This is a genomic window from Lichenicoccus sp. (assembly GCF_965277665.1).
Classification (GTDB): Bacteria; Pseudomonadota; Alphaproteobacteria; order Acetobacterales; family Acetobacteraceae; genus Lichenicoccus.
Map to the genome: position 1 here is coordinate 1,135,852 of NZ_OZ255835.1, position 14,394 is coordinate 1,150,245.

Sequence of the window (14,394 nt, forward strand, 5' to 3'; positions counted from 1 at the left end):
GCACTCGGATGGATATACCGATCACCGCGCCGGTCGATGCGCAGCAGCAGGCGCTGATGGATCGGGCGGTGAAGCACCTGGTGGCCCATCACAGCCCGAACGGCACGCGGGTCGGCTGGCTGATGATCGCCTCGATCCTGGTTGAGGCCTGGGACCTGTACTCGATCGCCTTCGTGCTGATCTTCCTGCGCGAGCAGTTCCATCCGTCTCCGGCGCTGCTCGGCCTGGCCGGCGCCGGCACCCAGGGCGGCGCCATCGTCGGCTCGCTGCTCGGCGGCTGGCTGTCCGACCGGATCGGGCGGCGGGCGATCTTTCTCACCACCATGGTCATGTTCGTGGTGTTCGCGCTGGCCCAGGCCTTCGTCCCGGGGATGATCTGGCTCGTGGTGGTCCGGCTGATCCTGGGCATCCCGCTCGGCAGCGATATCTCGAACGGCTACACCTACATCATGGAGTTCCTGCCGAAGGGCGAACGCGAGGTGATGGGCAACCGCTGGCAGTTCATGTTCGCGGTCGGCGAGGTGTTCGCGCTGGCGTTGATCGCGGTGCTGCTCGCCTTCGCCCTGCCGCACTGGCTGGTCTGGCGGCTGACCCTGGGCTTCGGCGCGGTGCCGGCCGCGATCATCTTCGCGCTGCGCTACAACCTGCCGGAAACCGCGATCTGGCTGATCCGGCGCGGACGGTTCCGCGAGGCCAAGCAGGTCTCGGCACAGATGTACCACGATCCGCTCGACTTCCTGCCCGACCAGGACATCGTGATTGCGCAGCCGCGCGCGCGCGACTTCTTCAAGCATATCTGGCGCGACCCGATCCGCAGGCGGGCCACGTTGTTCGGCTGGATCTCGTGCTTCGCGCAGGGCAGCGAGTTCTCCACCTTCGCGTTCTACATTCCGGTGCTGTTCGTGCTGGTCGGCGTGTCGAGCGTGCTCGGCACCGATCTCGTGACCATGCTGCTCTACATGGTTGCCGCGATCTCCGGCTGGGTCGGCCCCTTGATCACGCCGCGCATCGGGCAGCGCGGCCTGAGCATCTCCGGCTTCGGGATCGTGCTGGTGTCGCTGCTGGTCGCCGGCTACGCGATCAAGTCCGGGCACACGCTGATCCTGCCGTTCGCCGCCGCGGTCATGCTCTGGGGCCATTACTGGGACGCCGAGAACGGCATCACCATCGCCTCGATGATGGCGCGCCCGGAATATCGCGGCGTCGCGTCCGGTGTTGCCTACATCTTCGTCAAGCTGCCGTCGTTCCTCGCCATCTTCCTGTTCCCGGTGCTGTTCAGCGCGATCGGCCACGGCAACGCCACCCTGTTCGTGGCGATCTTCCCGCTGATCGGCCTGCTGGCGGCGATCTTCCTGCTGCCGGAAGTGTATGGCTATGACGGGGACTGAAACCGTGACGTCAGACGGCTGACGCCACGTACGGCTGCGTCATCCTGATCGGGACGACGATGCGGTCGAAATCCTCGGCGCTGACATAGCCGAGGCCGAGGGCGGCGTCGCGCAGGGTCAGGTCGTGCTGCATGGCATGGTGCGCGATTGCCGAGGCGCGGTCGTAGCCGATCACCGGGGCCAGGGCGGTGACCAGCATCAGCGACTGCTCGACATAGGCTGCGAGCTTCCTGCGGTTCGGCTCGGTGCCCTCGATGAGGAATTTCCGGAAGTTCGTGCAGCCGTCGGCAAGCAGCGTGATCGACTGCATGATGTTGGCGATCATCAGCGGCTTGTACACGTTCATCTGCAGCAGGCCGCCGGCGCCGCCGAAGCCGACCGCCACGTCGTTGGACATCACCTGCACCGCCAGCATCGTCATCGCCTCGACCTGGGTCGGGTTGACCTTGCCCGGCATGATCGAGGAGCCCGGCTCGTTCTCCGGGATCAGCAATTCGGCGAGTCCGGCACGCGGCCCGCAGGACAGCAGCCGGATGTCGTTGGCGATCTTGAACAGCGAGGCTGCCAGGGTCCGCAGCGTGCCGGAAAGCTGCACCAGGGCATCGTGCGAGCCCTGCACGGTGAACTTGTTCGAGGCACTGACGAACGCCAGCCCGGTCGCACGCGCGACCTCCGCCGTCACCGCCTCGGCAAAGCCGGGCGCCGCGTTGATGCCGGTGCCGACCGCTGTGCCGCCCAGAGCAAGCCGGTAGACGCCGCGCAGCGCGTCGGCCAGCCGCTCGAGGCCGTCCTCGAGCAGGCCGGCGAATCCGGACCATTCCTGGCCCAGGGTGATCGGCGTGGCATCCTGCATGTGGGTGCGGCCGATCTTGACGATATCGTCCCACGCGCGCGCCTTGGCCGTGATCGCATCCCGCAGGGCCGCGACCGACGGGATCAGGCGCCCGGTGACGCCGATCGCGGCCGCCATGTACATCGCCGAGGGAAAGCTGTCGTTCGAGGATTGCGACATGTTGACATGGTCGTTCGGATGCACCGGCCGCTTGCTGCCGAGCGGCGTTCCGGCCAGCTGGCAGCACCGGTTCGAGACCACCTCGTTGACGTTCATGTTGAACTGCGTGCCGCTGCCGGTCATCCAGACATGCAGCGGAAACATGTCCCGGTGCCGGCCTTCGAGCAGTTCGTCGCAGGCGGTCCCGATCAGGCCGCTTATCGTGTCGTCCAGCCGGCCGCTGTCGCGGTTGGACAGTGCCGCCGCCCGCTTCAGGATCGCGTAGGCGTCGATCATTTCGCGCGGCATGAGGTCGTGCCCGATGCTGAAGTAGAGGATCGAGCGCTGGGTCTGCGCTCCCCACAGCCGGTCGGCAGCGACCTCGATGGGTCCGAGGCTGTCGGTCTCGATACGCATTTCGGTCATGTCGGCTGCCCTCGATCGAAGCCTGTGTTGCCCTGGATCGGCGTGGCGACGCGAAGCGATACCCTATAATCGGATGCTGCCTTAGAAGTAGGCCGTCACCTGCGGTGCATTGCCGCTGCCGCATCGCAACACGGAGGCCGCCACGTAATGACCCAGACGCTGTTCCCGGGACAAGGTTTCGCGGCCTTCCTGTTCGACATGGATGGTACGCTGCTGAGTTCGATCGCAGCCGCCGAACGGGTCTGGACGGCGTGGGCGCAGCGTCATGGTCTCGATGTCGCAAGCTTTCTGCCGACCATCCACGGCGTGCGCTCTGTCGAGACGATCCGCCGGCTCGCACTGCCGGGTGTGGATCCCGAAGCGGAAGCGCTCGCCATCACGCGCGCCGAGATGGCCGATGTCGAGGGTGTGGTGCCGATCCAAGGTGCGGCCGGGTTCCTGGCTTCGATCCCGCCGCAACGCCACGCGATCGTGACCTCGGCGCCGCGCGCCCTGGCGCTCCGGCGGCTGCAGGCGGCGGGCCTCGCGCCACCGAGGCTGCTGATTGCGGCCGAGGATGTGACGCACGGCAAGCCGGCGCCGGAATGCTTCCTGCTGGCCGCCGGCCGGCTCGGCTTTCCGGCGGCGAATTGCCTGGTGTTCGAGGACGCGCCGGCGGGCATCGCTGCTGCCGACGCCGCCGCCGCCGCGGTGGTGGTCGTGACCGCGACCCATCCGCACCCGATCGCGACCCGGCATGTGACAATCCCGGACTACCGGGGTCTCTCGGTCGTCATCCGGCCGGGCGGCGTGCTGGAACTGCACGCCGACGAGTAAGGGCCATCGTCAGAATGGCGAGTTCGGGTCGTAATACTCCGCGGCGTTCTGCTTGGTGATCAGCACCGTCGAGAGCAGGAAGGTCCCGCGCACCGCCGCCTTCGAGATCAGATGGGCTGCGGTCACATCCATCGCCGTCTTCATCATCGAGGGCGGATAGGACACGTCGACCGGCATCAGGGAATTGCCGTCCATCACCCCCTTGATGACCTCGCGCATGCCGGCGCCACCGACGACGAACTTGATGTCGGTGCGCTTGGCCTGCGCGATGGCGCGCAGCGCGCCCTGCGCCACGTCGTCGTCGGCGGCCCAGACCGCGTCGATATGCCCGTGCTTGGCGAGGAAGTCCTGCATCACCTTGAAGCCCTCGTCGCGGCTCCAGTTGGCGAACTGCATGTCCATGATCTTGACGCCCGACCCGGCGATCGCCTGCTGGAAGCCGGTGACGCGCTGGGTGTCGACCACGGTCGGGATGCCGCGCATCACCACCACGTCGCCGTGGCCGCCGAGTGCGTGCACGAAATACTTGCCAGCCACGCGGCCGAATTCGGGATTGTCGCCGGCGACATAGACATCCTGGATCGCGGGGTCGGTCAGCCCGCGATCCACCACCGTGATGAATACGCCCTTCGCCTTGACCCGGCGCACTGCGCCGGTGAGCTGGCTCGAATCATACGGCAGCACCACCAGCGCATCAGGCCTGGTGCCGGCGGTCAGATCCTCGAGTGCGCTGGCCTGGTCGGCGGCGCTGGACGAGGGCTTCACGATCACCGTCAGCCCCGGATAGGCGTGCTCGAGCAGCGCTGCCTCCTGCTTGGCGTCGTACAGCAGGCCGCCGGTCCAGCCATGGTCGGCGGTCGGCAGCGAGACCGCGATGGTAAATTTCCCGGCCTGGGCATGCGCGGATGCCGCGGCTATTCCTCCGGCTAGCGCTGCCGCGGCCACTATCCCGATAAACCTGTGCGTCATGAGTCGTCCCCTCCTCGCGCGCCTCAGTTTCGCCTGAGGCCTCGTTGCACCAGCATCGCCACGATGATGATCGCGCCCTGCACGGCGCCGATCAGATATTCGCTGACGATATTCGACAGCACCATGATGTTCGCAACCGACTCGAGCACCAGGGCGCCGGCGATGGTGCCCCAGATCCGGCCGTTGCCGCCGCGCAGCGAGGTGCCGCCGATCACCACCGCGGTGATCGCCTGCAGTTCCCACAGCAGGCCCGAGGTCGGCGTCACCGAGGACAGCCTCGGCACGTACAGGATGGTGGCGATGCCGACGCAGGCGCCCTGGATGACGTAGGTGATCGTGCGCACCCGGCCGATCGCGACCGACGAGTAGCGGGCGACCTCCTCGTTGGCGCCGATCGCCACCACGTGGCGGCCGAATGGCGTCCGATGCAGCACCACCCACGCCAGCGCGCCGAGAGCCAGGAACACCAGCACCGGCACCGGGATGCCCAGCGCGGTGCCGAAATACACCGGTCGCACCAGGTCCTGCAGGTCGTCCGGGGTGAGCGAGAGCGAGCCGCCCTGGGCGAGGTATGTGGTCAGCGCCCGGAAGATGCCCATCGAGCCGAGGGTGACGATGAACGCCTCCAGCCGGCCGACCGTGATGACGAGGCCGTTGGCGAGACCGCACAGCGCGCCGCCGCCGATCGCCACCGCCGCACCGACCGCCAGCGCGGTGCCGTAGCCATGCGAGGCGCTGGCATTGGCAAGCAGGATGGCGCTGCCGCCGATGAAGGCGGACATCGAACCGACGGAGAGATCCAGCCCGCCGGCGGCAATGACGAAGGTGGCGCCGATGCCGATCACCGCGATGAAGGAGGCGCGGGTCACCACGTTGGCGAGGTTGTCAGGCGCCAGGAAGCGCCCGTTCAGCAGCGTGCCGATGATGACGAGAAAGGCCAGCGCGGCGAACGGCGCCAGCGAGGCGGGATCGATGCGGCGCATGCGCCAGCCGCGCGCGGGCATGGTGCTCACGCGGCCCGCTCGCCGACACCGGTCGCATGCACCACGATCGCATCCTCGGTCATCGCATCGCCCTCGAGCTCGGCCACGATGCGACCGTGGCGCATCACCAGCACCCGGTGGCACAGGCCGATCAGCTCCTGCATCTCGGACGAGATCACCACCACCGCCGTGCCGGCCGCGGCGAGGGCCGCGATGAAGCGGTAGATCTGCGCCTTGGTGCCGATATCGATGCCGCGGGTCGGCTCGTCGATCACCAGGATGCGCGGCCGGGTCAGCATGGTCTTGGCCAGCATCAGCTTCTGCTGGTTGCCGCCGGAGAGCTGGCCGGCCAGCGCACTGCTGCGGCCGGCGCGTATGTCGAACTCGTCGCGCGCCTGCTGCATGGCGGCGGACTCGCGCGCCGCGTCGAGCAGTCCGAAGCGCTGGAAGGGTGCGACCAGGGTGAGGTTGGTGGCCAGCGGCAGGTGCCGCAGCAGCCCGCGGCCCTTGCGGTCCTCGGTCAGGTAGGCGATCCCGGCCCGCAGCGCGCCACGCGGCGTCAGGTGCGCGAAAGGCTCGCCATGCACCGCGACCGCCTCGATGTACGCCGGACGCAGGCCGATCAGGCCCTCGAACAGCTCGGTGCGGCCGGCCCCGACCAGGCCGCCGAAGCCGAGGATTTCTGTTCGCTGCAGGCTGAAGCTGGCTTCGACGACATGGCCGGGCACGCGGGCGCGCCGCACCTGCAGGATAGGAGCGTCGGATGGTTCCGGTAGGGGAGGCTTCGGCGGGAACAGCGTCGACATGTCGCGGCCGACCATCAGGCGGGCCATCTCGAGCTCGCCGAGGCCGGCTGCCGGGCGCGAGGTGACCAGCCGGCCGTCGCGCAGCACGGTGACGCTGTCGGCGATCATCGCCACCTCGGCCAGCCGGTGCGAGATGTACAGCAGCGCGACCCCCGAGGCCTTGAGCGACAGGATCGCGGCGAACAGCGCGCCCACCTCGTGCGGCGTCAGCACCGCGGTCGGCTCGTCCAGGATCACCACGCGGCGCGGCACCAGCAAAGCGCGCGCGATCTGCACCATCTGGCGTTCGGCGATGGAGAGACTTCCGACCGGCGCGCCTGGCGCGGCGTGGCAGCCGAGCGCCTGCAGCCGCTCGGCCGCCAGCTCGTGCATGCGGGCCCGGTCCAGGAACGGCCCACGACGCAGCTCGCGGCCCAGGAACAGGTTCTCCGCCACCGTGAGCTGCTCGGCGAGAAGCTGTTCCTGGTGCACCAGGACGATGCCGAGCCGCTCCGCCTGCATCGGGCTGGCGAGGTGCACGGGCTGGCCGTCCAGCAGCACGCGGCCGTGGTCGGGCTGCCGGTGGCCGGACAGCAGCTGCATCAGGGTCGACTTGCCGGCGCCGTTCTCGCCCAGCACGGCGCGCAGTTCGCCTGGCCGGACCGACAGGCTGACCTCGGACAGCACCGCAACCCCGCCATAGGACTTGCCGAGGCCGTCGGCCGCGAGCGTGGCTCCTGGGGACAACGGGATCCTTTCGGCTGGAGCAGCTCTTGAAGGATCGAGCATGGCGCGCCGATCCGGCGCCGACAAGGGAGCCGCTCAGGCCCGGATATAGACCCAGGCGTCCCGGCCGGCCCGGGTCCGAACCCACACCCGCCGATAGTCCGGTCCCTCGTACTCGTCGGCCTGGGCCAGTTCGGCCTCGGTCAGCAGCAGCACCATGCCGGCAATCAGGTCGGACGCGTCGGAGGATGGATCCAGGATCGGGTAGGACCGGGTGCCCGCCCGATCCGGCTCGGCCACCGCGATGGCCGATTGCCGGTAGCCGGCGATGGCGTCGGCGTCTCCCGGCAGCCGCCGCCCGAAGCAGGCCTGCTGCACGGCCGGATCCTGCAGCGTGCCATAGGAGAAGACGGCCTCGCCGCGGGATGTCACTCGGGCACGGTCGAGCGGACCTGGCGGGTGCGCTCCTGGCGCGTCACCGCGCGGCCGCCGAGCTTGCGCACCACGGTATAGAAGGCCGGCGTGAACAGCAGGCCGAACCCGGTGACGCCGAGCATGCCGAAGAACACCGCGGTGCCCAGCGACTGGCGCATCTCCGAGCCGGCGCCGGTCGCCACCGCCAGTGGTGCCACACCGAGGATGAAGGCGAACGACGTCATCAGGATCGGCCGCAGCCGGGTCCGGGCGGCATGCACCGCGGCATCCGCCGGGGTCGCGCCTGCATCCTCGGCCTGGCGCGCGAACTCCACGATCAGGATCGCGTTCTTCGCGGCCAGCCCGACCAGCACCACGAAGCCGATCTGCGCCAGGATGTCGATCGACATGCCGCGCGCGAGCAGGCCGGTGACCGAGGCCAGCAGGCACATCGGCACGATCAGGATGATGGAGAGCGGAAGCTTCCAGCTTTCATATTGTGCCGCCAGCACCAGGAAGACGAACAACGCGGCGGCGCCGAACACCAGCAGCGTGGGCGTGCCGCGTTCCTGCTGCTGGAAGGCGATCTCGGTCCACTCGAAGCCGATGCCCTTCGGCAGCACCTGGTGGGCCAGCTCTTCCATGCGGTGCAGCGCGGTGCCGCTGGCAATACCGGGCGCTGCCGCCCCCATGACCTCGGCCGCCGGGAACAGGTCGTAGCGCGGGACGCGGTAGGGCGAGGTGATATCGGTGAAGCGCGCGACGGTGCCGATCGGCACCATCAGGCCGCCGACATTGCGCACCCGCAGCCGGCCGATATCGCCGACGCCGCGGCGGAATTGTCCGTCCGCCTGCACCACGACCTCGTAGGTGCGGCCGAGATAGTTGAAGTCGTTGACGTATTGCGAGCCGAGATAGACCTCCAGCGTGTTGAACACGTCGCTGGGCGTCAGCCCGACCTTCTCGGCCTTCTCGCGGTCGATGCTGGCATACACGGATGGGGTTCCGGTGCTGAACAGCGTGAACACGCCGGCGAAGTCGGGATCGCGGTTGGCCGCACCCACCAGCGTCTGCGCCGCCTTCGACAGCACCTCGGAGCCCAGGCCGCTGCGGTCCTGCAGCATCATCTTGAAGCCGCCGGCGCTGCCGAGCCCCTGCACCGGCGGCGGCGGGATGGTCAGCACGTAGGCATCCTGGATGTGCGACAGCCGGGCGCGCAGGCTTGCGAGCACGGCCTGGGCGTTCAGGCCATGCGCCGTGGAGTGGTTGTAGAGCGACGGCAGGCCGGAGAAGATCGTGCCGTCGTTCGAGGCGACGGTGAAGGTCGTCGCATCCAGGCCGGCGAACGGCACGACATGCTCGATGCCGGGGGTGGCCAGGATGATCTTGCTGGCCTCGCGCACCGCGGCCTCGGTGCGATCGAGCGTGGCGCCGGCGGGCAACTGCAGGACAGTGATCAGGTAGCCCTGGTCCTGCTCCGGGATGAACCCGGTCGGCGCGCGCGAGAACTGGAAGCCGGCAAAGGCGATCAGCAGCACGTAGATCACCATCACCAGGCCGAGCATCCTGACGAGACGCGCGGTGAGCCGGGCGTAGCCTTCGGACAGACGCGAGAATGCCCAGTTGAAGCCGCCGAAGATCACCCTGGCGAAACGTGTGGCGAGGTTGGGACGCGGCACGGAATATTCGTCGTGTGGCTTGAACAGGACCGCGCAGAGCGCCGGGCTCAGGGTCAGCGAGACCAGGCAGGAGATGACGGTGGAGGCGGCGATGGTGACCGCGAACTGCCGGAAGAACTGCCCGGAAATCCCGGAGAGGAACGCCGACGGCACAAACACCGCGCACAGGGTCAGGGCGATGGCGATCAGCGCCCCGCCGACCTCATCCATCGTCCGGTGCGCGGCCTCGGACGGGCTCATGCCCAGCCGGAGGTTGCGTTCGACATTCTCGACCACGACGATCGCGTCATCGACGACGATGCCGACCGCCAGCACCAGTCCGAACAGGGACAGGTTGTTGAGCGAGATGCCCAGGACCGCGAGCACCAGGAAGGTGCCGATCAGCGAGACCGGAATCGCGATCACCGGAATGATCGAGGCGCGCCAGTTCTGCAGGAACATGATGACGACGCCGACCACCAGCAGGATCGCCACGAAGATCGTCTTGATGACCTCGTGCACCGACTTCGCCACGAAGATGGTCGGGTCATAGACGATCTTGTAGCCCAGGCCGGGCGGAAAATCCTTGGAGAGCGCGTCGGTGGTGGACAGCACCGCGTGCTCGACGGCGAGGGAATTCGCACCCGGCTGGGCAAAAATCAGCAGCGCCGTCGCCTCGCCATGATCGACGAAGCCGGCCGAGCCGTAATCCTGCGCGCCGACCTCGACGCGACCGACATCGCGTATGCGGGTGACGCGGCCGCCGCCGTCCGACTTCACCACGATGTCGCCGAACTCCGCCGGCGTCGACAGGCGGCCGAGTGTCTGCACGTTGAGCTGGAAGGCTTCGTGCGACGGGATCGGCGGCTGGTTGAGGATGCCCGCGGAAACCTGGACGTTCTGCGCGCGGAGTGCCGCGAGGACCTCGCTCGCATTGAGGTTGTAGGCGGCGACCTTGTCGGGATCGAGCCAGATTCGCATGGCATAGTCACGACTGCCGAACACCTGCACGTCGCCGACGCCGGGCAGGCGGGCGAGCGCATCCTTCACGTGCAGGGTGGCGTAGTTCGAGATGTAGAGCGCATCTCGCGAGCCGTCCGGCGAGACCAGGTGCACCGCGAGCAGGATGTTCGGCGTCGACTTCCTGACCTGGACGCCGAGTTGCTGCACATCCTGCGGCAGACGCGGCAGCGCATCCTGGACGCGGTTCTGCGTCAGCATCTGCGCCACGTTGAGGTCGGTGCCGATCTGGAACGTGACCGTCAGGGTGAGCTTGCCGTCGCCGGTCGACTGGCTGCTCATGTAGAGCATGTTCTCGACGCCGTTGACCTCCTGCTCGAGCGGCGTTGCGACCGTCCGCGCGACCGTCTCGGCCGAGGCGCCCGGATAGGTGGTGGTGATCTGCACCGTCGGCGGCACGATCTCGGGGAACTGCGCGATCGGCAGCGTCATCAGCGCACCCAGGCCGATCAGCGTGATGAAGACGCTGAACACGGTCGCCAGGATCGGCCGGTCGATGAAGAGGTGCGTGAGACGCATGATCTGATGCCGGCCTAATTCTCGGCGTCGGCGGCGTCATTGAACCGGATCGTGCCGTCCTGCGGCGAGATCCTGGTGCCCGGCATGGCGTGCATCAGCCCCTCGATGATGACCCGGTCGGTCGGCTTGAGCCCGGCGGTGATGACGCGCAGGCCGCCGCGCAGCTCGCCCGTCTGCACCGGACGCGGCACGACGGTGCCGTTTGCCGCGGCGACCAGCAGCATGTGCTGGGACTGGTCCGGCACCACGGCGGCCGCAGGGACCAGAAGCTCGGGTCGCGGCGCCGAGATGGTCAGGCGCAGCCGGGCGAACTCGCCCGGGGTCAGGAACAAATCCGGGTTCGGCACGGTGGCACGGGCATGGATGGTGCCGCTTGCCCGGTTGAGGCTGTTATCGACGAAGTCGAGGGTGCCGAGGCGGGTGTAGCGGCCTTCGTCGCTCAGGCTGATCTCGACCCGGTCGGCGAGTGCCGCGGACTCGTGCTCGCGGGCGTGGCTGAAGGTCAGGAAGTCAGACTCGCTCATGTCGAAGTCGAGATGGATCGGATCGAGCGAGACGATGGTGGCGAGCAGGCTGGTGGCACTGCTGCCCGCCCGGCTGCCGCTGATCAGGTTGCCGACCGAAATCTGATGGTCGCCGATCTTGCCGGTGAACGGCGCGACCACCCGGCAATAGGAGAGGTCGAGGCCGGCATCCTGGACCGCGGCCGCGGCCTGGTCGAGCGCCGCCTGCGCCGATTGCTGGTCCGCACTGCGCTGATCCACATTCTCCGCGGTGCCGAAATCCGTGCGCTTGAGCTGCTGCGCGCGCCAGAACTCGCTGTTCGCCAGCGCGAGCCGGGCCAATGCCGTCTTGTATTGCGCCTTCGCCTGGGCAAGCTTGATTTCGTAGGGACGCGGATCGATCACGAACAGCAGGTCGCCCTTCTTGACGATCTGGCCGTCCTTGAAATCGATGTCGGTCAGGATGCCGCCGACCTGCGCGCGCAGTTCGACCCGATCGACCGGAGAGAACTGGCCGAGGAAACCCTGGCGTCCCGCGACAGAACGCTGCAGCGGCACGCTGACCGTTACCGCGGGCGGCGGCGGCGCAAAGGCGCTGGCCTTGACATGCGGCGTTTCCCACCAGGCGACGAGCAGAATGGCGGCGGCGACCAGCGCGACGATCGTGGCCGATGTCGTCAGGGCTCCCCGCCCGCGGCGCGGCACCGATCTGCCCAGACGATTGCTCGCTTCACTCATCGCTGCTCCGACCTGACCGCACGAACTGCAAGATTCCGTACCGATTGGTATAGTGAGCGGCGGCGGCGCCTACAAGGCTCGCTTCGACACGAGCGAGACCCGTTGCGTTTTCGTGCGGCGCATGGCTGAAGGTCCAATTTAGCACATGGTTTTCGCGCGGCACGAGCGACAAGTTCCTGTCGAGCCGCATGCCTGGATCACGAAGGTTTATCGCGGGTAGCCTGCATGCCCGGCTCGAATTGCCGGGACAGCGCCATCGCGCTATCGTCGTCGCTCTGTCGATCGGCGTGACCCGGGGGATTGGGGTTGGTTACACCTCAAGAAGAAGTGATTGCGGAAATTGTCAGCGTCGTCAGGTCGCTCGGGGACGTGTCGCCGGAGCTTTGCGACAGCATCGGGCGCGATACCAATATCGTCCGGGACCTCAAGCTCGACTCGATCGCGGTGATGGATTTCATCATGGAGCTGGAGACGAAGTTCAACACCGTTGTGCCGCTCGATGCCATCGCGGATGTGCAGACCGTCGGCGATCTGGCAGATATACTGGTTCGCAATCTTGCGCAGGTCTGATCGATAGTGCTGCAAAAATACGGCGCGCTGAAACAAGCACGTGCGCAACTGCTGCAATCCGCGGTCGATCCCTTCGATGTCCGCTTCGAGACCATCCTGGGCCCGACCGAGGCGATCCTCGATGGTCGCAAGGTCCTGCTGTTCGGCACCAACAATTACCTCGGCCTGACCTTCGATGCGCTCTGTGTCGACGCCGCCGTCGCCGCCTTGCGCGCCGACGGCACCGGCACCACCGGCTCGCGGATCGCCAACGGGACCTATGGCGGCCATGCCCTGCTCGAGCGGCGTCTCGCCCGCTTCCTCGGACGCCGCGAGGTGATGCTCTTCACCACCGGCTACCAGGCCAATGTCGGCATCCTGCCCGCACTCGCCGGCGCCGATGACTACCTGCTGCTCGACGCCGACAGCCACGCCAGCATCTATGACGGCGCCAAGCTCAGCGACGCCGCCGTCACCCGCTTCCGCCACAACGATCCGGACGACCTGTATCGCCGCCTGCGCTTCCTGGCCGACCGCCCCGGCGACAAGCTGATCGTCGTGGAGGGCATCTACAGCATGCTCGGCGACACCGCGCCGCTGCAGGAGATCGCCGCCGTCAAGCGCGAGACCGGCGCCTGGCTGCTGGTGGACGAGGCGCACTCGCTGGGGGTGCTCGGCGAGCATGGGCGCGGCCTGGCGGAGGCGACCGGCATCGAGGCGGATGTCGATTTCGTCGTCGGCACCTTCAGCAAGAGCCTCGGCGGCATCGGCGGCTTCTGTGCCTCCGACCTGCCGGATTTCGAGCTGCTGAGGCTGGCCTCGCGTGCCTACATGTTCACCGCCTCGCTGCCGCCCTCCGTCATCGCCGGCGTGATGCAGGCGCTCGAGGTGCTGGAGGCGCGGCCTGGGCTGCATGCCACCCTGAACCGGAACGCGACCCGCCTCTATGAGGGTCTCGCGGGCGCCGGCTTTGCGCTGGGACCGACCATCAGTCCGATTGTCTCGATCCGCCTGGACGATACCCGGCTGGCAGCCGCCTTCTGGGACCGGCTGCTGAAGGCCGGCATCTACGTCAACCTCGCGCTGCCGCCCGCGACCCCCGAGCGGCAGTCGCTGCTCCGGACCAGCGTGAGCGCCGCGCATACCCAGGTCCAGATCGACCAGGCCATCGGCGCGATGGCGGCGATCGGCCTGGAACTGGGCGTGCTCCCGCGTGTCATGCAGCACTACATAAACGCGGCTCAGTAGGTCCGGGCCGCCAGGAGCCTGATCCCCGGGATCAGTAGCGCAGCCGGATGGCGATACGGTTGATGCCCGGATGCACCGTGATCTTTACCGCGTCGAAGCGCGGGGGTGCGAACAGCGGCGCCGCGTTGTTGGAGAACCCGTAGCCTTCGGCCGGCAGGCCGAGGAAGTTTCGATCGAAATGATGATTGTCGTTCTCGTCATGGTAGATCGCCACCGCATACGTGCCTGCCGCGGACACGGCGAAGCAGGCCTCGGCCTGGGTGGTCGAGAGCGGCACCCTCAGCACGGCAAGCGCACCGTTGCGCACCAGATATTTGGCCGGGTCGGGTCCGTACAAGGTGAAGGTGATGTTGCCGGCGACACGTCTTGCGCCGGTGCCGGTGACGTAGAATTTCGGCATCCCTGCCACCGGTCCCGGGCATGGTCCGGCGGATATCGCGAGGGCTGGGATCGGCCCGAGGCCGACTAGCAGCACCAGCACTCCAGCTGTCCGGCATGACCGCAGCAACGACCTCAAAGCCTGTCATCCCTGAGTGGCGAGGCGAGGCACCGGCATGCAGCAGAGTCGCGCCCGCAGCAAGCGCCCCGAGCATGATCCGTTCGATCATGCTCCGCTTGTGGTTCGAAAGCGCAGGACCCGGCTCGCTTGACAGGCCGGCGC

Annotated in this window: 12 protein-coding genes; 4 read left to right on the forward strand and 8 right to left on the reverse strand. The window is 67.8% G+C overall.

Going from position 1 to position 14,394, the window contains the following annotated elements; genetic code table 11:
* Window positions 1-8 precede the first annotated feature (8 nt).
* Window positions 9-1,388, forward strand: a complete 1,380-nt coding sequence (locus ACQY4O_RS05055; protein WP_428375121.1) for an MFS transporter — start codon at window positions 9-11, stop codon at window positions 1,386-1,388.
* Window positions 1,389-1,398: 10 nt separating this feature from the next.
* On the opposite strand, the gene fumC is transcribed toward ACQY4O_RS05055, so the two are convergent.
* Window positions 1,399-2,805 (reverse strand): class II fumarate hydratase, encoded by a 1,407-nt coding sequence (gene fumC, locus ACQY4O_RS05060; protein ID WP_428375122.1) that lies wholly within the window; start codon window positions 2,803-2,805, stop codon window positions 1,399-1,401.
* A gap of 147 nt (window positions 2,806-2,952) precedes the next feature.
* On the opposite strand from fumC, the gene ACQY4O_RS05065 reads away from it, so the two are divergent.
* Complete coding sequence (locus tag ACQY4O_RS05065; protein WP_428375123.1) at window positions 2,953-3,621, forward strand: HAD-IA family hydrolase; 669 nt, start codon at window positions 2,953-2,955, stop codon at window positions 3,619-3,621.
* Between the two features lie 9 nt (window positions 3,622-3,630).
* On the opposite strand, the gene ACQY4O_RS05070 is transcribed toward ACQY4O_RS05065, so the two are convergent.
* From ACQY4O_RS05070 to ACQY4O_RS05095, 6 genes are all read right to left on the reverse strand, one after another.
* Window positions 3,631-4,590 carry a substrate-binding domain-containing protein gene (locus ACQY4O_RS05070; protein WP_428375124.1) on the reverse strand — a complete coding sequence of 320 codons (960 nt, stop codon included), beginning with the start codon at window positions 4,588-4,590 and terminating at the stop codon, window positions 3,631-3,633.
* A gap of 23 nt (window positions 4,591-4,613) precedes the next feature.
* Window positions 4,614-5,594 carry an ABC transporter permease gene (locus tag ACQY4O_RS05075; protein WP_428378112.1) on the reverse strand — a complete coding sequence of 327 codons (981 nt, stop codon included), beginning with the start codon at window positions 5,592-5,594 and terminating at the stop codon, window positions 4,614-4,616.
* 5 nt (window positions 5,595-5,599) lie between these two features.
* Entirely contained in the window at window positions 5,600-7,105 is a 1,506-nt protein-coding gene (locus ACQY4O_RS05080) for a sugar ABC transporter ATP-binding protein (RefSeq protein ID WP_428375125.1), read from the reverse strand.
* 75 nt (window positions 7,106-7,180) lie between these two features.
* Complete coding sequence (locus ACQY4O_RS05085) at window positions 7,181-7,516, reverse strand: gamma-glutamylcyclotransferase family protein (RefSeq protein ID WP_428375126.1); 336 nt, start codon at window positions 7,514-7,516, stop codon at window positions 7,181-7,183.
* Window positions 7,513-10,695, reverse strand: coding sequence for an efflux RND transporter permease subunit (locus ACQY4O_RS05090; RefSeq protein WP_428375127.1), 3,183 nt, complete (start codon window positions 10,693-10,695; stop codon window positions 7,513-7,515). Before ACQY4O_RS05090 ends, ACQY4O_RS05085 begins: the two co-directional genes overlap by 4 nt.
* A gap of 14 nt (window positions 10,696-10,709) precedes the next feature.
* The gene (locus ACQY4O_RS05095; RefSeq protein ID WP_428375128.1) at window positions 10,710-11,936 is read right to left on the reverse strand and encodes an efflux RND transporter periplasmic adaptor subunit; all 1,227 of its coding nucleotides are present in this window, start codon (window positions 11,934-11,936) and stop codon (window positions 10,710-10,712) included.
* A gap of 306 nt (window positions 11,937-12,242) precedes the next feature.
* Between ACQY4O_RS05095 and ACQY4O_RS05100 the strand changes: the two genes are divergently transcribed.
* Together ACQY4O_RS05100 and spt are read left to right on the forward strand one after the other, a co-directional pair.
* The gene (locus ACQY4O_RS05100) at window positions 12,243-12,506 is read left to right on the forward strand and encodes an acyl carrier protein (RefSeq protein ID WP_428375129.1); all 264 of its coding nucleotides are present in this window, start codon (window positions 12,243-12,245) and stop codon (window positions 12,504-12,506) included.
* Window positions 12,507-12,512: 6 nt separating this feature from the next.
* Window positions 12,513-13,733, forward strand: coding sequence for a serine palmitoyltransferase (gene spt / locus ACQY4O_RS05105; RefSeq protein WP_428375130.1), 1,221 nt, complete (start codon window positions 12,513-12,515; stop codon window positions 13,731-13,733).
* Window positions 13,734-13,764: 31 nt separating this feature from the next.
* Here spt and ACQY4O_RS05110 read toward each other — a convergent pair whose 3' ends face one another.
* Window positions 13,765-14,133, reverse strand: a complete 369-nt coding sequence (locus ACQY4O_RS05110) for a DUF2141 domain-containing protein (RefSeq protein WP_428375131.1) — start codon at window positions 14,131-14,133, stop codon at window positions 13,765-13,767.
* Window positions 14,134-14,394 lie beyond the last annotated feature (261 nt).

What these genes read in the sequence shown, in the direction of transcription:
- ACQY4O_RS05070 (WP_428375124.1), bottom strand. Translation starts at nt 4,590, where the DNA reads ATGACGCACAGGTTTATCGGGATAGTGGCCGCGGCAGCGCTAGCCGGA.
- ACQY4O_RS05110 (WP_428375131.1), bottom strand. Translation starts at nt 14,133, where the DNA reads ATGCCGAAATTCTACGTCACCGGCACCGGCGCAAGACGTGTCGCCGGC.
- fumC (WP_428375122.1), bottom strand. Translation starts at nt 2,805, where the DNA reads ATGACCGAAATGCGTATCGAGACCGACAGCCTCGGACCCATCGAGGTC.
- ACQY4O_RS05095 (WP_428375128.1), bottom strand. Translation starts at nt 11,936, where the DNA reads ATGAGTGAAGCGAGCAATCGTCTGGGCAGATCGGTGCCGCGCCGCGGG.
- ACQY4O_RS05065 (WP_428375123.1), top strand. Translation starts at nt 2,953, where the DNA reads ATGACCCAGACGCTGTTCCCGGGACAAGGTTTCGCGGCCTTCCTGTTC.
- ACQY4O_RS05055 (WP_428375121.1), top strand. Translation starts at nt 9, where the DNA reads ATGGATATACCGATCACCGCGCCGGTCGATGCGCAGCAGCAGGCGCTG.
- ACQY4O_RS05090 (WP_428375127.1), bottom strand. Translation starts at nt 10,695, where the DNA reads ATGCGTCTCACGCACCTCTTCATCGACCGGCCGATCCTGGCGACCGTG.
- ACQY4O_RS05075 (WP_428378112.1), bottom strand. Translation starts at nt 5,594, where the DNA reads ATGCCCGCGCGCGGCTGGCGCATGCGCCGCATCGATCCCGCCTCGCTG.